The 23,524-nt window shown below is 58.4% G+C and carries 22 protein-coding genes; 10 read left to right on the forward strand and 12 right to left on the reverse strand.

The annotated features are described in order from the left end of the window. Positions 1–201 precede the first annotated feature (201 nt). A complete protein-coding gene (locus BMZ42_RS05325) occupies positions 202–531 on the reverse strand; it encodes a phasin family protein (protein ID WP_091519553.1) in 330 nt (109 codons plus the stop codon). A gap of 260 nt (positions 532–791) precedes the next feature. Between BMZ42_RS05325 and BMZ42_RS05330 the strand changes: the two genes are divergently transcribed. Beyond that, entirely contained in the window at positions 792–2,210 is a 1,419-nt protein-coding gene (locus BMZ42_RS05330; RefSeq protein ID WP_244523165.1) for a D-alanyl-D-alanine carboxypeptidase, read from the forward strand. Between the two features lie 102 nt (positions 2,211–2,312). Here BMZ42_RS05330 and BMZ42_RS05335 read toward each other — a convergent pair whose 3' ends face one another. From BMZ42_RS05335 to BMZ42_RS05370, 8 genes are all read right to left on the reverse strand, one after another. Further along, entirely contained in the window at positions 2,313–3,008 is a 696-nt protein-coding gene (locus BMZ42_RS05335; RefSeq protein WP_091519567.1) for a DnaJ domain-containing protein, read from the reverse strand. After that, positions 3,005–3,637: a VWA domain-containing protein gene (locus BMZ42_RS05340; RefSeq protein WP_420492445.1), complete on the reverse strand. Its 633-nt coding sequence runs from the start codon at positions 3,635–3,637 to the stop codon at positions 3,005–3,007. Before BMZ42_RS05340 ends, BMZ42_RS05335 begins: the two co-directional genes overlap by 4 nt. 149 nt (positions 3,638–3,786) lie before the next feature. Further along, positions 3,787–4,221, reverse strand: a complete 435-nt coding sequence (locus tag BMZ42_RS05345; protein ID WP_091519571.1) for a DUF1489 family protein — start codon at positions 4,219–4,221, stop codon at positions 3,787–3,789. Positions 4,222–4,383: 162 nt separating this feature from the next. Further along, on the reverse strand, positions 4,384–5,793 hold the full coding sequence (locus tag BMZ42_RS05350; protein ID WP_091519574.1) for an L-serine ammonia-lyase: 1,410 nt from the start codon (positions 5,791–5,793) through the stop codon (positions 4,384–4,386). A gap of 545 nt (positions 5,794–6,338) precedes the next feature. Next, on the reverse strand, positions 6,339–7,151 hold the full coding sequence (locus tag BMZ42_RS05355) for a YdcF family protein (protein ID WP_091519575.1): 813 nt from the start codon (positions 7,149–7,151) through the stop codon (positions 6,339–6,341). 129 nt (positions 7,152–7,280) lie between these two features. After that, positions 7,281–8,762, reverse strand: coding sequence for an Asp-tRNA(Asn)/Glu-tRNA(Gln) amidotransferase subunit GatA (gatA, locus tag BMZ42_RS05360; RefSeq protein ID WP_091519577.1), 1,482 nt, complete (start codon positions 8,760–8,762; stop codon positions 7,281–7,283). A gap of 71 nt (positions 8,763–8,833) precedes the next feature. Beyond that, positions 8,834–9,121, reverse strand: coding sequence for an Asp-tRNA(Asn)/Glu-tRNA(Gln) amidotransferase subunit GatC (gene gatC, locus BMZ42_RS05365; protein WP_091519579.1), 288 nt, complete (start codon positions 9,119–9,121; stop codon positions 8,834–8,836). Between the two features lie 102 nt (positions 9,122–9,223). After that, positions 9,224–9,922, reverse strand: coding sequence for a metal-dependent hydrolase (locus BMZ42_RS05370; RefSeq protein WP_091519581.1), 699 nt, complete (start codon positions 9,920–9,922; stop codon positions 9,224–9,226). 76 nt (positions 9,923–9,998) lie between these two features. Here BMZ42_RS05370 and ruvX point away from each other — a divergent pair, with 76 nt between their 5' ends. Continuing rightward, the gene (gene ruvX / locus BMZ42_RS05375) at positions 9,999–10,472 is read left to right on the forward strand and encodes a Holliday junction resolvase RuvX (protein ID WP_091519584.1); all 474 of its coding nucleotides are present in this window, start codon (positions 9,999–10,001) and stop codon (positions 10,470–10,472) included. On the opposite strand, the gene BMZ42_RS05380 is transcribed toward ruvX, so the two are convergent. Further along, a complete protein-coding gene (locus BMZ42_RS05380; RefSeq protein ID WP_091519586.1) occupies positions 10,423–10,752 on the reverse strand; it encodes a DUF6105 family protein in 330 nt (109 codons plus the stop codon). The genes ruvX and BMZ42_RS05380 overlap by 50 nt on opposite strands. A 250-nt stretch (positions 10,753–11,002) precedes the next feature. Between BMZ42_RS05380 and BMZ42_RS05385 the strand changes: the two genes are divergently transcribed. Continuing rightward, positions 11,003–11,941 (forward strand): AEC family transporter, encoded by a 939-nt coding sequence (locus BMZ42_RS05385; RefSeq protein ID WP_091519589.1) that lies wholly within the window; start codon positions 11,003–11,005, stop codon positions 11,939–11,941. Here the strand turns inward: BMZ42_RS05385 and BMZ42_RS05390 are convergent. After that, positions 11,923–13,551, reverse strand: a complete 1,629-nt coding sequence (locus BMZ42_RS05390; RefSeq protein ID WP_091519591.1) for an acyl-CoA dehydrogenase family protein — start codon at positions 13,549–13,551, stop codon at positions 11,923–11,925. The genes BMZ42_RS05385 and BMZ42_RS05390 overlap by 19 nt on opposite strands. A gap of 138 nt (positions 13,552–13,689) precedes the next feature. On the opposite strand from BMZ42_RS05390, the gene BMZ42_RS05395 reads away from it, so the two are divergent. From BMZ42_RS05395 to dprA, 4 genes are read left to right on the forward strand one after another with little or no spacing between them, the layout of a single operon-like run. Next, positions 13,690–14,655, forward strand: a complete 966-nt coding sequence (locus BMZ42_RS05395) for an aspartate carbamoyltransferase catalytic subunit (RefSeq protein ID WP_091519594.1) — start codon at positions 13,690–13,692, stop codon at positions 14,653–14,655. Then, the gene (locus tag BMZ42_RS05400; protein WP_091519595.1) at positions 14,652–15,938 is read left to right on the forward strand and encodes a dihydroorotase; all 1,287 of its coding nucleotides are present in this window, start codon (positions 14,652–14,654) and stop codon (positions 15,936–15,938) included. The genes BMZ42_RS05395 and BMZ42_RS05400 overlap by 4 nt, the downstream gene beginning before the upstream one ends. A gap of 27 nt (positions 15,939–15,965) precedes the next feature. Continuing rightward, positions 15,966–16,550 (forward strand): glycerol-3-phosphate 1-O-acyltransferase PlsY, encoded by a 585-nt coding sequence (gene plsY, locus BMZ42_RS05405; RefSeq protein WP_091519598.1) that lies wholly within the window; start codon positions 15,966–15,968, stop codon positions 16,548–16,550. Then, positions 16,547–17,689, forward strand: coding sequence for a DNA-processing protein DprA (gene dprA, locus BMZ42_RS05410; protein WP_091519600.1), 1,143 nt, complete (start codon positions 16,547–16,549; stop codon positions 17,687–17,689). Before plsY ends, dprA begins: the two co-directional genes overlap by 4 nt. On the opposite strand, the gene BMZ42_RS05415 is transcribed toward dprA, so the two are convergent. Next, a complete protein-coding gene (locus BMZ42_RS05415; protein WP_091519864.1) occupies positions 17,663–17,857 on the reverse strand; it encodes a hypothetical protein in 195 nt (64 codons plus the stop codon). The two genes, dprA and BMZ42_RS05415, sit on opposite strands and share 27 nt — an antisense overlap. Positions 17,858–18,132: 275 nt before the next feature. Here BMZ42_RS05415 and topA point away from each other — a divergent pair, with 275 nt between their 5' ends. The 3 genes from topA to BMZ42_RS05430 are packed head-to-tail and all read left to right on the forward strand — an operon-like array spanning position 18,133 to position 23,519. After that, positions 18,133–20,793, forward strand: coding sequence for a type I DNA topoisomerase (gene topA, locus BMZ42_RS05420; protein WP_091519602.1), 2,661 nt, complete (start codon positions 18,133–18,135; stop codon positions 20,791–20,793). Between the two features lie 6 nt (positions 20,794–20,799). Then, positions 20,800–23,091, forward strand: coding sequence for a ribonuclease R (gene rnr / locus BMZ42_RS05425; RefSeq protein ID WP_420492446.1), 2,292 nt, complete (start codon positions 20,800–20,802; stop codon positions 23,089–23,091). Then, positions 23,091–23,519: a DUF983 domain-containing protein gene (locus tag BMZ42_RS05430; RefSeq protein ID WP_244523166.1), complete on the forward strand. Its 429-nt coding sequence runs from the start codon at positions 23,091–23,093 to the stop codon at positions 23,517–23,519. The genes rnr and BMZ42_RS05430 overlap by 1 nt, the downstream gene beginning before the upstream one ends. Positions 23,520–23,524: the final 5 nt, after the last annotated feature.

Here is a 23,524-nt window from a genome sequence, read left to right on the forward strand (position 1 = left end):
GTACAGGCACGAGATGTAGGCATTCCAGAGAGAATTTTAAGACCTTATCGTTGCGTGACAATATGGCTGACAATCACGAAACACGAAACTGGCGAAGATAAGGTAAGTGACGCAACGTCAGATAAACAAAAAACCCGGACGCAACGATGCGTCCGGGCTGCAACTGTCAAATTTGCCATCAAAAATGGAGATCGGAGCCGATTACCCGGCCTTCGCAACGGCCGATTCGAATGGCTTGTAGGCTTCTTTAGCCATCTCGGCATAAAGTTCGCTCATCTTGGTGGCCTGAGCGACAAAGCCCTCATAGGCCTGCTTGGCGTAGTCAGCCTGGATTTCGACAGCATTCTCGATCGACTTGGCAGAAATGAGCTTTTCAGCGGTCGCCGTGCCAGCCTCAAATGCCTTCCTTGAATAGTCGGCCGCTTCAGCCGCGATCACCTGATAGCCCTTTGAGAGCGAGGCGAGATTCTTGAGGCTGCTGTCCATGAATTCACTGCCAGCATTGCTGACGTCTTCAAATGACTTCATCATTCCTGGTGCCTTCCTTGGGATCGGGCATATTGCGTTCAAATGCGTTGCGGCACATTTATGTTGCAGTGCACAATATGTCAAGATCGACCCTCCCCGCAATCTGCCTGCGCAATCCTTAAACCTTTCCACAAGCTTGAGCGAAATGGTGAACAGGGTGGTTACCATAAACGGATTGGTAACCCGTCCACCGCTATCGTGTCTGCTGGCATCGGATGCAGGTGCCTTTTGTAGCCTCAGTAAAAGCATCGAAGGGTAAGGTTGTGCGTCAGACGTTTGCTGGAATTTCCTCGCAGGTCTCGAGCCTCCGCGATATCGTCATCCTCCTTGTCGTCAGCACTTTGCTTGCGCTGTCAGTCGCTGTGCCGGCCTCGGCAAATGAGCGATACGCAGCCTATGTGCTGGACGCCAATACGGGCCAAGTCCTTTTTGCCCGTAACGAGAACGCACGACGTTACCCAGCGTCCCTGACCAAGATGATGACGCTGTATATGGTTTTCGAAGCCATCGAAGCGAAGCGATTCACCACGAATTCCCAGCTGCCATTTTCCAAGAATGCCGCAAGCGAACCCCCGACCAAGCTTGGCGTGCGCGCCGGTGGCTCGATCACGATTGACACGGCGATCAAGGCTTTGGTTACCCGCTCGGCCAATGACGTTTCAACCGCGCTTGCCGAATTCGTCGGCGGTTCGGAAGCAAATTTCGCACGCATGATGACTGCCAAGGCAAAGCAGCTCGGCATGACCAATACACTGTTCCGCAATGCCCACGGGCTTCCAAATCCGGAGCAATACACAACGGCGCGTGACATGGCGATCCTGGGCGTGGCGCTGCGGGAGCATTTTCCGCGCCACTACAGCTATTTCTCCACGCGTTCGTTCAATTATGGCAAGCAGCGCATCAACACCCACAACCGGATGTTCGGGCGGGTTCAGGGCGTCGATGGCATCAAAACCGGCTATATCCGCGCTTCGGGCTTCAACCTTGTCACATCGGTGAAAGATAACGGGCGCAGCGTCGTAGCCGTTGTAATGGGCGGCCAGTCGGCGCGTAGCCGCGACGACCATATGGCAGCCCTGCTTCGTGACCATTTGCCAAAGGCATCGCGTCGCGACGGTGGCAATCTGGTTGCTGCACGTCAGCTGAATACAGGCTCGGCAGTGGTCGCTGCGGCGGCATCGCCTTTCACGCTGCCGAAGCGCGATGCGCCAACTCCATCGTTCCGTCCGCGCGCGCCAGAAGCTGACCTTCCGATCATTGCCTACGCACAGGAAACGGCTGCAACATCAGCTCCAATGCCGACTGCTGTTGCTGCTGCCGTCACTTCAAATCCTGTACCGGCACTCCCCGTAGCTTCTGTACCGGTGCCGACAAGCGCGGAAGAGCGCATGGGCACAGGGACAGTAGACCCAATCATGACAGCGTCGACCGAGCGTAGTGGCTGGGTTGTTCAGATCGCGTCGTCTCCATCGCAAAGCGACGCCTTCGCCGCCTTGGTGCGCACCGGCAAGGAAGCCAACAACGTCCTCGCTTCCGCCAACGCGTTCATTGAACAGTTTAACAACAAGGGCACCACCTACTATCGGGCGCGTTTCGGCGGTTTCGCCTCGAAAGATCAGGCCTGGAATGCCTGCAGCGCGTTGAAAAAGCAGAAGATCGACTGTTTTGCGGTGCAGCTCTAGCAAGAGCCAGCACCCACATATCGCAGCCTGGCGGGCCAGATGTCGGCCACGTCAAATTGGATGGGTAAAGTCTATTCCCGGTCAGTATCGTGTCGAAGGGGATTACTCGTGACCAGACAACAAGATGTCCTTGGCCTCGTTGATACGCGCCGCAAGGAACGAAGTGCCGCCGAGGTCGGGGTGCACGCGCTGCATCAGGCGGCGGTGCGCCTTGCGGATCTCCGCAGCACCGGCCCCCGCTTCAAGACCAAGGATCTGGTAGGCCTCCTGCTTGCTCATGGCGCCAGAAGCTGGCGCGCGACCCTTCCGCCGGCCACTGTCCGCCTGCGCGCCCTCACGCCAGTCGGAAAACCTGCCGTCAAGATAGGTCTCCAGTAACTGGATACTTTCTGGATCACCAACCAGATCGTCCGAAAGCCGCAAAAGATCGTCCATCTCCAGTTGAGAAAGTTTCCGTCCTTCAAAACGGCCGGCCAACACCAGCCCGTCTAGGGCTCCCGTCTCATGATCAAGATCCATCTCCAAGGCTGCAGAGCGTACCGTCGAGCGACGTCTCTGCCCCCTCGATGCAGCGCGCTTGGACTTGTTTGCAACGTACCAGCCGAGCGCCAGGGAAATGAGTGTCCCGCCAAGACCGGCTCTTCCGATGAGTAAAAGAAGGCTCCCGACAGCGCCCACAGCCACTGGTCCAGCTACGCGAAACCCATCAGCAAGCCGGCGCGGGTCTGCCTTGAGAAATACTGCAACCAAGGTCCCGAGCGCCAAGAGCAAGGCGACAGCATAAATCAACACCGTCATGGCCTGCCGCCGCGAAGGTAAGCCAGCATCAGCCGGTCACCGTCGCGCCCACGTGCTTCCAGTGCCTCTAGCCCGCCGGTCGCAAAGACGGCAACAGCGGACAGCAACTGTGCCAAAGCGGCTGACGAAGTTGAGTCGAAGCGAAACCATCCGCCTTTGGACAAACGCGCAATCTCACGTAGTGCGGTCTCCGCAGCGCGATCGTGCCCCTCCTGAAACGCAAACACCGGGACACCCAGCATTCCCAGACGCCCCGCTTTGTCAGCAAGAAGATCAATGTCTTCTTCGACAGCGTCGCCGATGTAGACAACTGCGTCTACCTTGCCGTGCTGGTTTTCCTTCAGAGCATGCGAAAGAACCTTGTCGATCTGTGTTTGGCCACCGCGACAATCGATCCTCGTCATCAGTTCCTTCAGCTTGGTCGTGTCGTCCACAAAGCGTGAAGCACGGCATTCGCCGAACCCGCGAAAATACACGAGTTGAACTGAAAGCCCGCCTTTCTTGCCCACCGCGTCAAACATTTCGGCCTGTAGCGAACAGGCCAAATCCCATGTCGGTTGACCGCTCAAAGTGGCGTCCAGCGCTAGAATCAGGCGGCCGGAGCTGGATGAATTTTTGGACGGCGCCATGGCGCGTGCCTGGCGTACAAACGCATCTATTTCTGCTCCCGCAGAACGCAATCTGGAAGGCGGCATCTGGTTGCCGGTCGGCGACGGAGGCTTTTTAGTGCTCATCCGGAAAAGATGTGCCTCAAGTCAGATGCTTGCAAGCCTTAACGCTAGAGCAGACCGAGTTCCGTCAGTTCTTTTCGCAGATGCAGCGGCAGCTCGTCGTCGGCACCGCTGCCAGCGAGGTCGGCCGGCGCATCTTCAGGGGACAGATAACGCCACCCCTGAAATGGGCGACGCGGCTGCCATTCTGTGCGGATGACTTCGGGAGCGAGAATCAGCCGGCATCGCCCGACTCCTTCAGCATCCACAAATGGCCTCACATCCAACAAGCGCTGACGGCATTGTACGCCGCCCTTGATGACCCAATACAACGCACCGCCAGCCAGCAGTTCATCAACCCGCTTGGGCACCATGCGGGTGGTGTGAAAACTCTCGACCGGCTGTCCGGCTCGACGCTTCTCGTCAAGCTTGAGCGCTATCCAGCCCTCGAGCTCTTCGACGCTTTCGCAACCGACGCAAAGTTTGATCAGGTTAAGGGACATTTTTCCAGTCTAGGCCAATTCCAGCAAAAGCGCGAAGCGATTTCGCGTTCGGAACCGCTTTAAAACAAAGAGTTAGAGCAAACTCCGCCATTCGAGAAAGAACGGAAATGCTCTGAGTGGTGAGCGAAGCGTAGTGAATCCTCGCACCCGGCTGTCCACAATTCAACACTCAACCACATTGACGGCGAGCCCGCCGAGGCTGGTTTCCTTGTAGCGCTCATTCATGTCCATGCCTGTCTGGCGCATTGTCTCGATTGCAGCATCAAGCGGGACGAAGTGGGTGCCGTCGCCCTTGATTGCCAGCGAAGCCGCAGTGACCGCTTTGACAGAGCCGAGTGCGTTGCGCTCGATGCAAGGAACCTGCACCAGTCCTCCCACCGGGTCGCAAGTCATCCCCAAATGATGCTCCAATGCAATTTCGGCGGCGTTCTCGACCTGCTCGGGCGTTCCGCCCATGACGGCGCAAAGGCCTGCGGCTGCCATCGCCGAAGCCGATCCAACCTCGCCCTGACAACCAACCTCGGCACCTGAAATCGACGCATTATGCTTGATGATCCCGCCGATGGCCGCCGCTGTCAGCAGGAAGTCGCGGATCGACTCGTCATCGGCCTCAACATGGAAGTGAAGCCAGTATCGGAGCACCGCGGGGATGACGCCAGCCGCGCCGTTGGTCGGAGCGGTGACCACCCGGCCTCCCGCTGCATTTTCTTCGTTGACTGCCATCGCGTAGATGGAGAGCCAATCATTAGCAAGCAGCGGGTTTGGTCGGTTTCGAGACCAGTCCTCCTGCAGTCGATCATGTAACTGTCGCGCGCGCCGCTTCACTTTCAACCCACCAGGCATGATGCCCTCCTGGGAAAGCCCACGCTCGATACAGCTCAGCATGGCCTGCCAGATCTTGTCGAGCCCGGCGTTCAGTTCGGCGCGGCTCATGTGCCGCTCTTCATTCGCGCGTTTCATCGCAGCGATCGACATGCCGCTGCGAGCGGCCATTGCCAGCATTTCCTTGGCGTTCTTGAACGGATAAGGCTCGCGACTGTTGCCTTGCGTGCGCAGTGGCCCCTCCGCCTTCATCCGCTGCAGTTCATCATCAGAGACAACGAACCCGCCACCGATCGAATAGTAGATCCGGCGCAGCAGCAGTCTGTCGCTGGCATCAAAGGCTGAAAAAGCCATACCATTTGCATGACCGGGCAGCGGTGTCTTCCGGTCCAGCACGAGATCCGCGTCTGGGTCGAAACGATAGGCCGCCGGATGCTTTGGCGGCTGCACTCGTTTGTCCCGAGACACCGCGGCGAGCACCGCCTCCACAGCATCGGGATCGACCGTCATCGGCGTCAACCCCGTCAGGCCAAGGACGACTGCCCTGTCCGTACCGTGTCCGATCCCCGTATAGGCGAGCGAGCCATGAAGGCTGACCGCCAGCCTGTCGACCGTCGCGCCTGTGGTGCGTGGCCACTCATCGCTGAGCAATTCATCCAGAAAACGGGCGGCCGCCGTCATCGGTCCCATTGTATGAGACGACGAGGGTCCAATACCGATCTTGAACAGGTCAAATACGGAGAGAAACATGAAAGCGGACAGGCTCCTGTGATTGCCTCGCAAGTTTCGAACTTTGGCAAGTTCAACGCAAGGGGCACATCATCATCAGATGATCGGCCAGCAACAGGCTTTCAAGGCAAAAAGGAAAAGGCGCGGACCCAGCCGCGCCTTCATGAAATCCTTTTCTCTATGGTTAGGCCTAGCAGATAATCAGCGCTGCTGCGTTTGCAGATCCGCTGAAGAGCCATGCCAGAAGAATGATACCTGCGAACCCTATCGCTGCCTTGGCGGTTACGCCCCAGCAGGTCTTCTGAACGCTTTCGTCCATATCTTTCCTGTTCCGTAGATTGCCCCGTTTTGCGGCGGAGTTGAGCCGCGACGGTCCCACCCGTCAGGCCGCTAAATAGCCCTCCTGCAGCGCAACCGCAATGCACAAAATGGCAAAACGGTGTCGACGCACTGCAGGCGCGCTCACTGACTCAACAAGAATTCAATTAATTCAACGTCTTGAATAAAGAGATGCGGTTACGCTTCATAAACACAATAGACGAAAACAAGGCATGGTTTACACCTGCCTAATGGGCATCCGGCGCTGTGTTGTGCGGCAAGATACTGTCGATACGCCCGGTCATTCGATACGCCAGAAGGCCGGTCCATTCGCGAATTGCGATGGAGAGGTTCTGAAGCGAATCTGCGACATTATCCTGTGCCGGGCCGAAATTCTCCGTGCCGGAAGTGCGATAATCGGCCGGCCAGGGCATCACGTCGAAACCTGCCTTGCGAAAAAGCCCGATCGAACGCGGCATGTGAAACGCAGAAGTGACGATAAGCCATGTTTCATCCGCTTTCAGATTTACCAGAGCTTTCGTGAACTGAGCATTCTCATAGGTATTTCGCGAGTCGTTCTCCAGGACCAGCCGTTCCGGCTCGACGCCCAGTGCGATCAGAAGGCGTGGTGCCGTCGCGCCGTCACCCTCGCCTTCGAGCACCAACGTTCCAGTGCCGCCCGTCACCACGATTCGGGCCTGCGGATAGCGACGCGCAAGAATTGCGGCCTCGACATAGCGGTCGCCGCTGGCGTTCAATTCATATCCACCGCGGGCCAGATTGACCGCACCTTCAAACCCTCCGCCAAGCACAATGATGCCTGCGACCTGTTCCGGCGCAGGGTTCGGGCGAGAAAAATGATCTTCAAGCGGATGGAGCAACAGCGCGCCGGTGCTGGTCCATGCCCCGGTCGCCAACACCAAAAAAGCTGAAATAGAAAGAAAAAGGCCTATCCGGCGCAGACCCGCAACCGCCGCAAGGATAGCAAGAAGGATCAGCAGGCCGATCAGATTGATCGGCTGGGCAATCATCCAGAATATCTTGGAGAGCGTATAGAACATGCGTTCTCCGACGTTTCAGGCGCGCTGATCCAGCGCTTTTCTAGTATTGCGGCTACCGGATCGGACAAGAACCCGGCAGCCAAATCGTCACGCAACGGCGCGCTGTCCCCAGCGCACCAATCATGCTGCCTACCACCACTTTTCCGGCTGGAAGTGACCAGCGGCTTGCTCGATGACGTAGGAAGCACGGAATAGTGTTTCTTCCTCGAACGGGCGTCCGATCAGCTGAAGCCCGAGCGGCAATCCCTTCGAATCCAGGCCGGCGGGAATAGAAATAGCCGGAAGCCCTGCCATGTTGACGGTGACCGTAAACACATCATTGAGGTACATCTTGACCGGATCGGCAGCCAGTTCCTCATCTGCGATGCCGAACGCCGCTGATGGCGTGGCCGGTGTCAAGATCGCATCGACCCCCGCGTGGAACGCGTCGTCAAAGTCCTTCTTGATCAAGGTTCGAACTTTCTGCGCCTGAACATAATAGGCATCGTAATAGCCAGCCGACAGCACGTAGGTGCCGATCAGGATACGGCGCTTGACCTCCATGCCGAAACCCTTGGCGCGGGTCTGCTCGTACATGTCGGTGATGTCCTTGCCTGGGACACGAAGTCCATAGCGTACGCCATCATAGCGAGCCAGGTTGGACGAAGCCTCTGCCGGCGCGACAATGTAGTAGGCGGGCAGCGCATACTTGGTATGCGGCAGCGAGATGTCGACGATTTCTGCGCCAGCAGCCTTGAGCCATTCCAGCCCCTTCTGCCAGAGCGCTTCGATTTCGTCCGACATGCCTTCGACGCGGTATTCCTTTGGAACACCGATACGCATGCCCTTGATCGACTGTCCGAGCGCAGCCTCGTAGTCCGGCACAGGAAGATCGACGGAAGTGGTGTCCTTGAGATCGACCGATGCCATCGACTTCAGCATTATCGCGGCGTCGCGCACGTCGCGTGTGATCGAACCGGCCTGATCGAGCGAAGATGCGAAGGCCACCGTACCCCAGCGCGAGCAACGGCCATAGGTCGGCTTCATGCCGACGGTTCCCGTGAAGGCTGCCGGTTGACGAATTGAACCGCCGGTGTCGGTTGCAGTTGCGGCTGCACACAAAAAGCCGGACACAGCAGCTGCGGACCCGCCCGACGAACCGCCTGCCACCAATGCCTTGTCGTCGTCTTTCGCGCGCCATGGGTTGGTCACAGGACCGTAATAGGATGTCTCGTTCGACGAACCCATCGCAAACTCATCCATGTTGAGCTTGCCAAGCAACACGGCACCATCAGCCCACAAATTGGCGGTCACAGTCGACTCATAGCGCGGCTTGAAGCCGTCGAGGATGTGACTTGCAGCCTGTGTGTGTACGCCTTCCGTGGCGAACAGATCCTTGATACCCAGCGGAATGCCTTCCAATGCGCCGCCTTCACCAGCAGAAAGGCGCTCATCGGACGCGCGAGCCATGTCGCGCGCCTTGTCGTGAGTGATCGCAACATAAGCATTCAGCGCTTCATTGCTGGAATCAATCGCATTGAGATAGGCATCGGTGAGCTCCAATGCCGAGATTTCCTTCGCACGCAATCTTTCGCGCGCCTGTGCAATGGTCAGTCTGGTCAGGTCGGTCATCAGAAGAGCTTCTTTTCGTAAAATCGCGAACGGCCACCACTGTGTGCAGCCACGTCACCAAGCGTTATGGATTACTCCACAACCTTCGGGACGAGGAAGAAATTGTCTTCGGTGGCGGGAGCATTGGCAACCACATCGGCGGCGATACCACCATCCGTCACCCCATCCGCACGCTTGCGCATCTCGAAAGGGATCACCGATGTCATCGGCTCGACACCTGCGACGTCAACTTCACGCAGGTGCTCGACGAAGCCGAGTATCACATTCAGTTCGCCAGTCATCTGACTGGCCTGTTCTTCGGTCACTGCAATGCGGGCAAGGCGCGCCACACGCTTTACGGTGTCGGTATCGACGGACATTGGATGCTCCGGCAAATGCTGGGAAATCGATACAGGCGCTATACCGGCGCGGCCGGTACAGCGCAACATCGATCACCGTCTTTTAAGCTAGTCGATCACCCATCAAACTTCAAAGGCTTCGCCAATGGCGGGTAAAATCATCTTTGTTCCGCTGCCTTCCATGCCATCTACGAAGCTGGAGGCAGTTGCATCAAGCAGGCCGAATGTTCCGAAATGACATGGCACCACCGCTTCGAACCTGAAAAAGCGCTGGCAAGCCAATGCAGCCACCGCCCCACCCATTGTGAAGCGGTCACCGACCGGCACCAGGCCGATATCTGGTGCATGCAACTCGTTGATGAGCGCCATATCGGAGAAAATGTCCGTGTCGCCCATGTGATACAGCGTCTTATCGTCGGGGAAGTGCAGCACCAGTCCATGCGGGTTCCCGAGATAGATATTGCCGTCCTGCATCGTAAAACTGGAAGAATGCGCAGCGTTGACAAAGGTCGTGGTGAATCCACCGCAATCGACGGTCCCACCGTGATTGCCCATATTGAGTTTTTCGGCCCCCTGTTTTCCAAGAAAATCGCAGATTTCCGGATTGGCCACGAGCATGGCGCAGGTCTTCTTCAGGATCGGAAGCGCATCACCGATGTGATCGTTGTGGCCATGGGTGAGCAGAACATGGGTGACGCCCTCGGCTGCCTCCTCCCACCCCTTACCCCAAGATGGGTTACCCGACAGGAACGGATCGATCAGGATCACTGCACCTGCTGCCTCAACTCGAAATGCCGAATGGCCGAACCATGTCAGTTTCATGGAATCCTCTTGTTCTCGCTTTTGTTCGTGCGGGACGATAGAACCCCGGCGTAACAAGTCCAAGAGGGTTCAGACAATGGCGACCATCGACATCAGCGAATTGTCGAAACGGCTTGAGATGGGTGCAGTCGTCGCGGGCCTGGATCTCGGAACCAAGACAATCGGTCTCGCCGTTTCAGACTCGGGGTTGTCCTTCGCTCATCCCCGACCAGTCATCGCCCGCAAGAAGTTCACGCTCGACGCCGAGCTCTTGTTGGCGGCCTTCGCAAAGGACAACGTCGCAGCCGCGATTATCGGCCTGCCGGTGAACATGGATGGTTCCGAAGGACCACGCGTTCAGGCCACCCGCGCCTTTGTCAGAAATATGGAAAAACTGACGGACCTCCCCTTCATCTACTGGGACGAACGTCTGTCGACCGTCGCAGCGGAGCGCGCGCTTATTTCAATGGATGTGTCACGCAAGAAGCGCAGCGACCGGATCGATTCCGTCGCCGCAGCATTCATTCTGCAGGGGGCACTCGACCGAATTCGAGCTTTGCGTCGGGGATGACATTCGGCTGACTGCCCCGCCACCAGTTTCGTATCTCCCGACGCTTTCGGAACGCGTAGATCGAGAAGATCAACGCGGTATCGATGAGACAGGCACGCGCTACCATCGACGGGATCGCGGCAGCCTCAATCCCAAGCATGTCGCCATAGAATTCAAACGCAAAATCATGAACGACGCGACTGAAGAACAGCAGTCCAAAGTTGATGTCGTAGTAGGACAGAAAATACCAGCCCCAAAATATCGCCATCGGCAGCCCCCAAAATATCAGGATGTAGCGCATGGTTTGATACTCCGGCGGTGTCAGAGACTGGACGGCACGCGATCGGCAGGTAACGCCGCACCCCGAAAGGGAGAGAGTTCATGCGACCACGCTGAACTTTGAACCTCGTTAACCTTATCGGCAATGCAAACTATTTGTTAAGGTTAACGACCGTCATGAATTCAGAGCAGTCGTGCTTTGAGGCTCGCATCAACTTTACACTTCCGATGCGGCACCCTATGCGGTTGGCACCCTGAATCGCCGAGCCGCAATGACCATCATCTTCGAAAGCATCCTCCCCGTCTTTCTTCTCATCGTTGCGGGGTTCGCGCTACGCCGCACGCCGGTGATCGCCGAAACCGCGTGGCCGGGAATGGAGCAGATCAGCTACTGGTTCCTCTACCCGTCGCTGCTGTTTGTGACGATCTACAACGCCGACTTCTCCGGCCTCAAGCTTGACGCAATGCTCCTGGCGCTACTGCTCAGCATTTGTCTGATGATGGCGCTCACCGGCATACTGTGGCCATTGCTGCGTGGTGGTGGTGCGATCAAAGTCAGCGAATTTTCATCGGTGTTTCAAACGTCCATCCGCTGGAACGGCTTCATTGCGCTCCCGATAGCTCAGAAAATCTTTGCGCCTGAAGGTGCTGCGGTCGTGGCACTGGCGATGGCGGGCATCATCGTGCCGATCAACGTCGTGGTGATCTATGTCGTGATGCGGTTTGCTGACCGCAACGTCAGCATTGGTCGAACCATTCTTCGTGTCGCACTGAACCCGCTTGTGATCGCGGTGTCTGCTGCACTGCTTTTTCGTTTGCTGCCTTTCGGGCTTTATCAACCGCTGAACGAGACGCTGAAGCTCGTCGGAAATGCTGCACTGGGCCTCGGCCTGATCGCCATCGGTGCAAGCCTTCGTCCTGCGGATCTCACGACCCTTCGGTTGGCAGTCTGGGTGCCCGTGATCATGAAGCTGATCGTGTTCCCGGTCCTGCTGATCACGATTGCGATGATGTTGGGCGTAAGCGGCAATCAGCTTGCCTACCTCGCCCTGTGCGCGGCCGTACCTACCGCGATGAATGGCTACATGCTGGCCCGGCAGCTTGGCGGCGACGCACAACTCTACGCCACGGTCGCGACACTGCAGACCGTTCTGGCATTTTTCACCATTCCCATCGTGCTCGCGATGGTGGCTCAGTTGAGCTCTGGATAGAGCGTATCCAGAATCATCCGCGCATCGTGCCGCGCATCAAGCATGCCATATGTGGCGCGCCACTGGCCTGCCAGACGCGATTCGACAAAGGCATCGGCAATCTGCCCTGCCCCCAGCCGGCGCAATTCTGCCGCAGCGGCTGCAATCGCAAGCTGCTCAGTGAGGAGTCGCGCAGACCCTTCATCAGACGCCGCAACCTGTAGCGCCGCCCGCAACACGCCCAGCGTTCCCTTGCCGGCAGGTCCAAGGTCCCGTGCTATGTCGATCAACACGTCATCGAATAACTGCGGAGCGCGTCGCAGCACGCGCAGAACGTCCAGCGCCATGACATTGCCGGAACCTTCCCAGATCGCGTTGACCGGAGCCTCGCGGTAGTAGCGCGCCAGCGGGCCTTCTTCGACATAACCGTTCCCGCCGATGCACTCCATCGCCTCGTAGATCAGCGCAGGCGCGATCTTGCAAACCCAGTACTTCACGACCGGCGTCATTGAGCGCGCAAACGCCGCCTCCCCTTTGGAATTTGCAGCTTCATCAAACGAGCGCGCAAGCCGGATCGACAACGCGGTTGCTCCAGCGACATCCAGGGCCATGTCCGCAAGAACACGCTGCATCAGCGGCTGGCCGTATAACGCTTTCCCGAAAACCCTGCGGTGCCGCGTATGATGGACTGCTTCGCTCATAGCCGCACGCATCAGGCCTGCATTAGCCAACGCGCAGTCGAGGCGCGTCAGCGTGACCATATCCATGATGGTTTTCACACCGGATCCCGGTTCGCCGACCATTTCGGCAATGGAGCCGCTAAACTCCACCTCCGATGAGGCGTTTGAGCGATTGCCCAGCTTGTCTTTGAGTCGCTGGAAATTCAGGCCGTTGTGGCTGCCGTCGCCGAGAATTCGCGGGACGAGGAAACACGACAACCCCTCATTTGCCTGCGCAAGCATCAGGAATGCGTCCGACATGGGCGCAGACATGAACCATTTGTGACCGGTGATGCGGTAGAAGCCGTTTCCGACGCGTTCGGCACGGGACGTGTTGATCTGAACGTCGGTGCCACCCTGCTTTTCGGTCATGCCCATACCGATCGTCAGACCATTCTTCTGCACCGGCGGCTTCTGTGACTGGTCGTATTTGCGGGTGGTGACACGCGGTGCCCACTCCCGAAACAGCTTCGGGCTAGACATAAGTGCCGCAAGGGAGGCGCTGGTCATCGTAATAGGGCACAGATGGCCACACTCCAGCTGGGAGGTCATGTAAAAGCGCATCGCGCGAATCTGATGTCGCCTGCCCGCCTCCGCAGGGTTGTTTTCCCACGCTGACGAATGCAGCCCCACTGCAATCGAACGCCGCATCAGCGCGTGATAGGATGGGTGATACTCGACCGTGTCGACACGATTGCCAAACCGGTCATGCGTGCGCAGCTTCGGCGTTTCGGTATTTGCCAGCCGTGCCAGTTCCTGCGCCTCCGACGAGCGCACATAACGCCCAAGCTGATCGAACTCGCGCCGGATCGGTTCCGGGCATGATTCGGCGAGCTGAACCAGAAGCGGGTCTGCGCGCCATGCGCTGTTGCCGGTCAAAGGCGGGCTCTGATTCAAAACTTCGTGCGTCAAGGTCTGCCCTCCTGAGATGTCGCGCGTTCGGCTGGTCAGTGTTATAGGCAAAAGACATGCGCATGCGAGGAAAAACCCGCGCATTTGCGCAACGCCGCTTGCGACGACCGTCACCCTTGCCTATTACACGGCTTTGATATGACCAAGCCACAGCCCCTCCCGCTTTTCCCCCACCGCCATCTGCTGGGCATCAAGGGTCTTTCTCCAATCGACATCGAACTGCTGCTCGACCGCGCCGACGACGCGGTCGCGATTTCGCGACAGTCGGAGAAGAAGACCACGAGCCTGCGCGGACGCACCCAAATCAACCTTTTCTACGAAGCGTCGACCCGCACGCAGGCGTCGTTCGAGTTGGCCGGCAAGCGGCTAGGCGCCGACGTCATGAACATGTCCGTAGCATCTTCTTCGGTGAAAAAGGGCGAAACGCTCATCGACACCGCGATGACTCTGAACGCGATGCGGCCCGACATCCTGATAATCCGCCACGCTTCGGCAGGCGCAGCCGCCCTGCTGGCGCAGAAAGTCGACTGCGCGGTCGTCAATGCCGGCGATGGCGCGCATGAACATCCGACCCAGGCCCTTCTCGACGCACTGACCATCCGTCGTGCTCTTGGACGAATCGGTGGCCTGACTGTCGCGATCTGCGGAGACGTTCTCCACTCGCGCGTAGCACGCTCCAACATCATCTTGCTCAACGCACTCGGGGCACGCGTTCGTGTCGTCGCACCTTCGACACTGCTTCCATCGGGCATCCGCGACATGAGCGTCGAGGTTTACAACACCATGAAAGAAGGCCTCGAAGGCGCGGACGTGGTGATGATGCTGCGGCTTCAGCGAGAGCGCATGGCAGGTGCATTCGTCCCATCCGTACGCGAGTATTTTCGCTACTGGGGCCTCGACGCCGAAAAACTCAAACATGCAAAGGAAGGCGCGCTGGTCATGCACCCCGGCCCGATGAACCGAGGCGTCGAAATCGCCTCCGAGATCGCCGACGGACCGCAAAGCGTGATCCAGGATCAGGTGGAAATGGGCGTCGCCGTCCGCATGGCGGTAATGGAAGCGCTGCTCGATCCGCGCCGTACGGAAGCAGGAGACGCGGCATGAGCGTGACAGTCTTCCACAACGCACGGATCGTCGATCCGTCGCGCAATCTCGACGAGATCGGCACGGTCATCACCGATGGAACGGCCATCATTGCAGCGGGCTCCGCAGCGCTCAATCAAGGCGCCCCTGAGGGTGCAACCGTGATCGACTGCTCCGGCAAGGCAATTTTACCCGGCCTTGTCGATGCAAGGGTACATATCGGAGAACCAGGCGCAGAGCATCGAGAGACCATCGCTTCTGCCAGTCAGGCAGCAGCAGCCGGTGGCGTGACTTCTATCATCATGATGCCGGATACCGACCCGGTAATCGACGATGTGGCTCTGGTGGAGTTTGTACTGCGCACCGCGCGCGACACCGCTGTCGTCAATGTCTTCCCTGCCGCCGCAATCACGTGCGGCCTTGAAGGCAAAGAGATGACCGAATTTGGCCTGCTGCGTGAAGCCGGCGCGGTTGCCTTCACCGAGGGCCGCAAGACCATCGCCAACTCGCAGACCATGCGGCGCGCTCTAACCTATGCGCGGGACTTCGGTGCCGTCATCGATCACGTGACGCAAGATCCTCACCTGTCGGCTACAGGTGTGATGAACGAGGGACTTTTCGCCAGCTGGCTCGGCCTGTCGGGGATCCCGCGCGAAGCCGAACTCATCCCGCTGGAACGCGACCTGTTGCTGGCGCGGCTGACACGCAGCAATTATCACGCTGCCACCTTGTCTACCGCAATGTCGATGCAGGCCATCGCACGCGCCAAGGCTGACGGAGCCAAGGTCACCGCTGGCGCATCCATCGCAAGCCTTTCCCTCAACGAAAACGATGTCGGGGAGTACCGCACATTTTTCCGCCTGACGCCGCCGTTGCGCGCCGAGGAAGATCGGCTTGCCATGGTCGAGGCCTTGCGGGACGGGACGCTCGACATTCTCGTCTCATCGCACGATCCGCAAGACGTGGACACCAAGCGCTTGCCGTTTGCCGATGCTGAACCCGGTGCAATCGGACTGGAGACACTCCTGTCTGCCGCGCTGCGCCTCTATCACAACGGCGATGTGCCACTCTTGCGAATTGTCGATGCCCTTTCCAGTGCGCCGGCAAAGCGCTTCGGTCTATCTGCGGGAACATTGGCGCCGGGCGCGCGTGCCGATTTGATACTGGTCGATCTGGAAGAACCGTGGGTTGTCCACGAGCGCGATATCCGCTCCCGTTCAAAAAACACTTGTTTTGAAGGCGCGCGCCTTCAGGGCAAGGTCTTGCAAACATTAGTCGCTGGCCGCACAGTCCATCAGGCCTGAGCCAGCCAACACCTTCAGGGGTCCTGTATGTCGCCGATCTACATCGCACTCGCCTTTGGGTATCTGCTGGGCTCGGTGCCTTTCGGGCTGTTGCTGACACGCGCCGCCGGGCTCGGTGATGTAAGACAGATCGGTTCCGGCAACATCGGCGCGACCAACGTCCTGCGTACGGGCAACAAGGGTCTGGCAGCTCTCACTCTGATTCTTGATGCCCTTAAAGGGACTGCGGCGGTATTGATCGCTGCAAACTGGGGCAGCGACGCGGCGCTGTTTGCAGGCGTCGGCGCGTTCCTTGGCCATATCTTCCCGATCTGGCTGCGCTTCAAAGGCGGCAAGGGAGTCGCCACCTATCTGGGCATTCTCGCCGCCTTTTCGTGGAAAGCGGCGCTCGTTTTTGCAGCAGCCTGGCTCGCGGTGGCATTTCTTTCGCGCTATTCCTCGCTTGCCGCGCTTGTTGCGACCGCCGTGTCCCCACTCGTGCTCTATATTGTCGGCCTGCCCGACTTTGCGCTGGCGCTTCTTGCCCTGACAGCTCTCGTCTACATCAAGCATGCAGCAAACATCACGCGGCTCGTATCAGGCAAAGAATCCAAGATCGGTGCGAAGGGGTGAGCGGCGCGCCGTCGGCAAGCCTCAGGCTTACCGACCGGCAACGGCTGAACTGGCTGCGCCTTATCCGTAGCGAAAATGTCGGTCCGGTTTCATTCCGGACCCTGATCAACCGATACGGTTCGGCCGAAGCCGCACTGGATGCTCTGCCTGAATTGGCATTGCGAGGTGGTGCTGCGAGGCGGATTCGGATCGCGTCGCAGGCAGACGCAGAGGCTGAGATACTCAGTGCCCAACGCCACGGCGCAAATTTCGTTGCAATAGGCGAATCTGACTATCCGCCCATGCTGCGCATGATGGATGCGCCCCCTCCGCTGCTCGCGGTCAAGGGCAACGCCGCAACATTCACACTGCCATCCGTGGCAATCGTCGGTGCGAGAAATGCGTCGATCGCCGGAATGCAATTTACGCGCATTATCGCGAACACATTGGGGCACGAAGGGTTTGCTGTGGTTTCTGGCCTGGCGCGCGGCATTGACGCCACTGCGCATCAGGCCAGTCTTGATACGGGAACAATTGCCGTCCTCGCAGGGGGGCTGGACCGTCCATACCCTCCAGAGAATATCGCGTTGTGCGGACAGATTGCAGAGCGCGGCGCACTGATATCCGAAATGCCCTTCGGCTGGGAGCCGCGAGCCAAGGACTTTCCACGTCGCAACAGGTTGGTGGCCGGACTCGCACTTGGGCTGGTCGTGGTGGAGGCAGCAAAGCGATCCGGCTCATTGATCAGCGCGAGGCTGGCAAACGAGATGGGACGGTTGGTGTTCGCGGTTCCCGGCTCACCGCTAGACCCACGTGCGGCAGGCGCCAATCAGCTACTGAAAGACGGTGCACTGATGGTAACGGAAGCCGCGGATATCCTGGACGCTCTCACACCGCTGGCAGCTCAAACACGCGGAGAACGCGACATCCTGCTTGCGGAAGACTGCCCCGGCGACGAGGGCATTGTCGTGCCCTCAGCCCAGAGCGACACGGAGCGCCTCATCGAAGCGCTGGGGCCAACACCGATTCAGCTCGACGATGTGATCCGACACACTGGCCTCCATCCTTCGCAGGTGTTCAGCATCCTGTTGGAGCTTGATCTTGCCGGCCGTCTCGAGCGCCATGTTGGAGGTTCAGTGTCTCTCGTCCCTAACGCGTAAAGGACGGTCGCCGCGAATGATGTCGCTGACCTCCAGATAGGCCATCTCCACCAGGTAAACGAGCATGTCGCAACGCTCGGCAGCAGCCATAGTCCTCATCTGTCCCAACATCGACTGCATGTAATCCAAGGTCGCGGTACGACGCTGGCTCGACTGTGTGTACCTCATTTCCGCCCCCACGTGCGATTTCCGAGGATTGTTCCACACTGGTCACAAGGTTGTAATTTACAATCCAGACAACCAGTGCGAGAAATTTAGAATACGCTAATGGTCCTGGATTGCAATATCCGAAACTGCACTTTTTGGTTGCATTCACTGGCAGATCGTTCTGAAAAGACACGACGGCCCTTGACCGCACTGCAAAGCGCAGCCATGTGACGGGCTGTTCTGAATTTGCAAAGCGACGCCAGATTTGCGTGCGTCAAGGGGAAACTCACCAACCAATGGACGTTGTCGTCGTCGAGTCGCCTGCCAAGGCAAAGACTATCAACAAGTATCTTGGCCCGAATTACACCGTTCTGGCATCGTTCGGCCATGTCCGCGATTTGCCGGCCAAAGACGGCTCCGTCCGTCCCGACGATGACTTTTCGATGTCGTGGGAAGTCGACGGCCCCTCGTCAAAACGTCTGGCTGACATCGTCAAAGCTCTCAAGTCTGCGGACAGCCTCATTCTGGCGACTGACCCGGATCGTGAGGGCGAGGCAATCTCCTGGCACGTGCTCGAAGTCCTGCAGCAAAAGAAGGCGCTGAAGGACAAATCCGTGCAGCGCGTCGTTTTCAACGCAATCACCAAAAAGTCGGTTCTCGACGCAATGGCGAATCCGAGAGATCTCGACGTGCCGCTGGTCGACGCCTATCTGGCGCGCCGCGCGCTCGACTATCTGGTAGGCTTCACCCTGTCTCCGGTGTTGTGGCGCAAGCTGCCCGGCGCTCGGTCTGCCGGTCGTGTGCAGTCTGTTGCGCTCCGTCTTGTCTGCGATCGCGAATCCGAAATCGAACGCTTCATTCGTGAGGACTACTGGCAGGTCGCAGCATTGATGGCGACACCGCGCGCAGAAGATTTCGAGGCTCGTCTGACGGGCTTCGAAGGCAAGAAGCTGCAAAAACTCGACATCAAGACAGCCGAACAGGCTGCCGACATCAAGGCGATGCTCCAAGGCGCGAGCTTTGTCGCCCAATCGGTAGAAGCCAAGCCGACCAGACGAAACCCGGCCGCGCCCTTCACCACATCGACGCTGCAACAAGCTGCGTCATCACAGATGGGGTTCTCGGCGTCGCGCACAATGCAGGTTGCCCAACGTCTCTACGAAGGTGTTGAGCTTGGAGGTGAGACGACCGGTCTGATCACCTACATGAGAACCGACGGCGTTCAGATGGCACCGGAAGCAATCTCTGCCGCGCGCAGCATGATCGCCAAGGAGTTTGGCGAAAAATACCTGCCGGAGAAGCCGCGGTTCTACTCGAGCAAGGCAAAGAACGCCCAGGAAGCGCACGAGGCAATCCGCCCGACCGATTTCTCGCGCACGCCAGCCGAGGCTCGCAAGTTCCTCGACGCCGATCAGGCGCGCCTTTACGAAATCATCTGGAAACGCGCGATGGCGAGCCAGATGCAGCCCGCCGAAATCGAACGCACAACGGTAGAGATCGAGGCACGCAACGAAACGCGCACGGCGAACCTGCGTGCAGTTGGCTCTGTTGTACGCTTTGACGGCTTTCTTGCTGCCTACATGGAGCAGAAAGAAGAAGATTCTGAAGACGAGGACAGCCGCCGTCTGCCGGAAATCAAGACTGGTGAGAATCTTGCCCGCAAGTCGGTGACGGTAACGCAGCACACGACAGAGCCTCCTCCGCGCTACTCCGAAGCATCGCTCATCAAGAAGATGGAAGAGCTCGGAATCGGCCGGCCATCGACCTATGCCGCGACGCTCAAGACGCTCGAAGATCGCGAATATGTCAGCATCGACAAGCGCCGTCTGGTCCCGGAGGCCAAAGGACGACTCGTAACCGCGTTTCTGGAAAACTTCTTCAACCGCTACGTCGAATACGACTTTACCGCAGCGCTTGAAGAGAAGCTGGACGAAATCTCTGACGGGAAACTGGCCTGGAAGGACGTTCTGCGCGAATTCTGGAAAGACTTTTCTGGCCACGTTGACGAGACCAAGGAACTGCGCGTCACCGACGTTCTCGACACCCTCAACGAAGATCTCGCTCCTCTGGTGTTCCCGGAGCGTGAGGATGGCTCGAACCCGCGCATCTGCCCGAAATGCGGCAGTGGCAATCTGTCCTTGAAGCTAGGAAAGTTCGGTGCATTTGTCGGTTGCTCGAACTACCCTGAATGCGGTTTTACGCGTCAGCTCGGCGAGGCCGTCAATGGTAATGGCGAAGGGGCCGGCGATAACGGAGATCGTCTGCTCGGCAAGGATCCGTCTACAGACGAAGACATCCTGCTGAAAAGCGGCCGGTTCGGTCCATATATTCAGCGCGGCGAAGGCAAGGAAGCCAAGCGTTCAAGTCTGCCGAAAGGATGGACCCCGGCAGATATTGATCTTGAGAAGGCGCTATCGCTGCTGGCGCTGCCACGCGATGTCGGTGCTCACCCCGAATCCGGAAAGATGATTACCGCAGGCCTCGGTCGTTATGGTCCGTTCGTGCTGCACGATGGCACCTATGCGAATGTCGAAACCATCGAGGATGTGTTCACCATTGGCCTCAACCGCGCCGTAACGGTGTTGGCAGAAAAGAAGTCCCGCTTCTCAAGCCAGCGTGGAGCGGCGGCCGCCTTGAAGGAGCTGGGTGACCATCCTGACGGCGGTGCAATGACGGTTCGCGATGGCCGTTACGGACCCTATGTGAATTGGGGCAAGATCAACGCCACACTCCCGAAGGGTAAAGATCCCGCGTCCGTGACCGTCGAAGAGGCCTTGGAGCTGATTTCCGCGAAGGCTGGAAAGTCTGGCACGACCAAGGCCAAGAAAGCGCCTGCCGCTAAAAAGGCTCCTGCAACCAAGAAGGCAGCAGCCGAAAAGAAGCCTGCTGCAGTCAAGAAAGCGGCAGCAAAGAAACCGGCGGCCAAGAAACCCGCCTCCAAGACCTCTGAGGAATAAACGCCTTTGGCCAGACGAATTTCAGGAATGAAGGGCGACAGCTCCCCAGCCGGAAATTTCCGCCCCACGCGGGAAGAAATCCTGAAATTCGTCAAGCTGAATCCTGATCAGGCAGGAAAACGCGAGCTTGCCAAGGCGTTCAACCTGAAAGGTCCGGACCGCATCTGGCTGAAGGATCTGCTTCGCGAGCTTCAGGACGAAGGCAAACTCGAGAAGCGCGCCAAGAGGTTCACGCGCCCCGGCGCCCTTCCCCATATCGTCGTGCTGTCTATCGATAGACGAGATGGTGACGGTCTTCTGATGGCTCGACCGATGGAGTGGCCGGACACCAACGGCCCCGCCCCCACCGTCTCCATCAAACCGCCAAGGGCGGATAAGGCACGCACACCCGGTGTCGGCGACAACGTCTTGGCCAAGGTGTTCCCGACCGATCAGGATACCGGACCGGCCTATACCGGCCGGGTGTTGAAGATCCTGGAAAAGCGGCGTGATGCGGTTCTGGGCGTGTTCCGCGAACTTCGAGACGGAACGTTCCGAATTGAGCCTGTCGAACGCCGGCAAGATGAACTGATCGTTGAAGCGGACTACACAAACGGCGCCAAAAGTGGCGATCTGGTTGAAGTGGAACCGATTTCGAGCGGCCGTTACGGGCTGGCGAAGGCAAAGGTCACGACCGTCCTTGGTTCCATGACCAGTGAGAAGGCGGTTTCGATGATCGCCATCCACGCTCATGACATTCCGCACATTTTTCCGCAGGCGGCACTCGACGAAGCCGAGTCGGCGAAGCCCGCGACAACGAATGGACGAGAGGACTTCCGCGCGATTCCCCTCATCACCATTGATCCTGCCGACGCCAAGGATCATGACGATGCCGTTCATGCCGAGCCCGACACGGATGAGGCCAACCCCGATGGCCACATCGTCACCGTCGCCATCGCTGACGTCGCCGCCTATGTTCGTGTTGGACAACCCCTTGATCGCGAAGCGCTCAACCGCGGCAATTCGGTTTATTTCCCGGACCGCGTCGTGCCGATGCTGCCGGAACGAATTTCCAATGACCTCTGTTCACTACGTGAGGGTGAAGATCGCCCTGCCCTTGCGGTGCGCATGACCTTCACGGCCCAGGGGCGCAAGCTACGTCACAGTTTCCACCGCGTGATCATGCGCTCGGCGGCGAAAGTGTCTTATCCCCAGGCGCAGGCTGCGATTGATGGCAACCCGGATGAAAAGACCGCGCCGTTGCTTGAGACCGTTCTGCAGCCGCTCTGGAATGCTTATGCTGCGCTGAAGCGCGGTCGTGCCGCGCGCGAACCTCTCGAACTCGACCTGCCCGAGCGCAAGATCATTCTCAAGGAGGACGGGACAGTCGACCGTGTCATCGTCCCTGATCGACTGGATGCACACAAGCTGATCGAGGAGTGCATGATCCAGGCGAACGTCGCCGCAGCGGAAACGCTCGAAGCCAAGCGGCAGCGCCTTGTCTACCGGGTGCATGACGAGCCGTCGATGTCGAAGCAGGAATCGCTGCGGGAGTTCCTGCAGACGGTCGGTTTATCGCTTGCGCGCGGCGCGCAAATGCGACCGGCTGCATTCAACGGCATTCTAGCTCGCGTTGCCGGTTCAGACCACGAAGGGCTGGTCAATGAGGTTGTTCTGCGCAGCCAGAGTCAGGCAATTTATTCTCCAGACAATATCGGTCATTTTGGCTTGAATTTGCGGCGGTATGCCCACTTTACCTCACCAATCCGCCGATATGCGGACCTTTTGGTCCACCGTGCACTGATCTCCGCCCTTAGTCTTGGCTCGGACGGGCTGACGAAAACCGAGGAAGAGCAACTCGACGAGATCTCGGCGCTGATATCGAGTTCGGAGCGACGGGCAATGGCGGCGGAAAGAGAGACCGTCGATCGGCTGATTGCGAGCCATCTTGCCACGCGTCTTGACGAGTCTTTCCAGGGACGCATTTCCGGCGTGACGAAAGCCGGTTTGTTCGTGCAGCTGCCACAATTTGGCGCAGACGGGTTCATACCCATTTCAACTCTCGGCAATGACTATTATCTATTCGATGAATCTGCTCGGGCACTCTTTGGCGAACGATCGCGAAAAGGTTACCAGCTGGCAGACGAGGTCGAGGTAAAGCTTGTTGAAGTCGCGCCACTTGCTGGCGCAATGCGTTTTGAAATGTTGAGCGACCCTAAATCACTTCCTGGTTCGAGGCAGTCTTTTCACAAGTCGCGCAATGGTAAAGCAACCAAAGCACGCAATCCCGCTAAACGGGGGCGTTCACGGAGAGCATGATGCAGCAACACCAGACATATGGTGGCCAGAGCACGGATCAAAGGTCGATCGGACAGGCTATGTGGCGCGGTTTTCTCGGAAAATGCCCCCATTGCGGCTCTGGTAAACTCTTTCACCGTTTTCTGAAGGTGGCAGACAATTGTGAAGCCTGCGGGGAAGACTACCATCATCACCGCGCCGACGATCTGCCTGCCTATCTGGTCGTGGTGATTGTTGGCCATCTTGTTCTGGGCGGCTTCATGGGTACCGAACGTATGCTCGGTCTCTCTTCCTGGGGTCACCTCGCTATCTGGATTCCAGTTACATTGATCGCCTGTCTTGCATTGCTTCAGCCGGTCAAAGGCGCGGTCGTCGGGTTGCAATGGGCCGCGCGGATGCACGGCTTCTCAGGCACACCCGATGTGCTCGAAACCCACCCCGAACGCTGAGATCT

Origin of the sequence: Aquamicrobium aerolatum DSM 21857, assembly GCF_900113935.1 — a bacterium.
In the GTDB taxonomy this organism is placed as follows: Bacteria; Pseudomonadota; Alphaproteobacteria; order Rhizobiales; family Rhizobiaceae; genus Aerobium; species Aerobium aerolatum.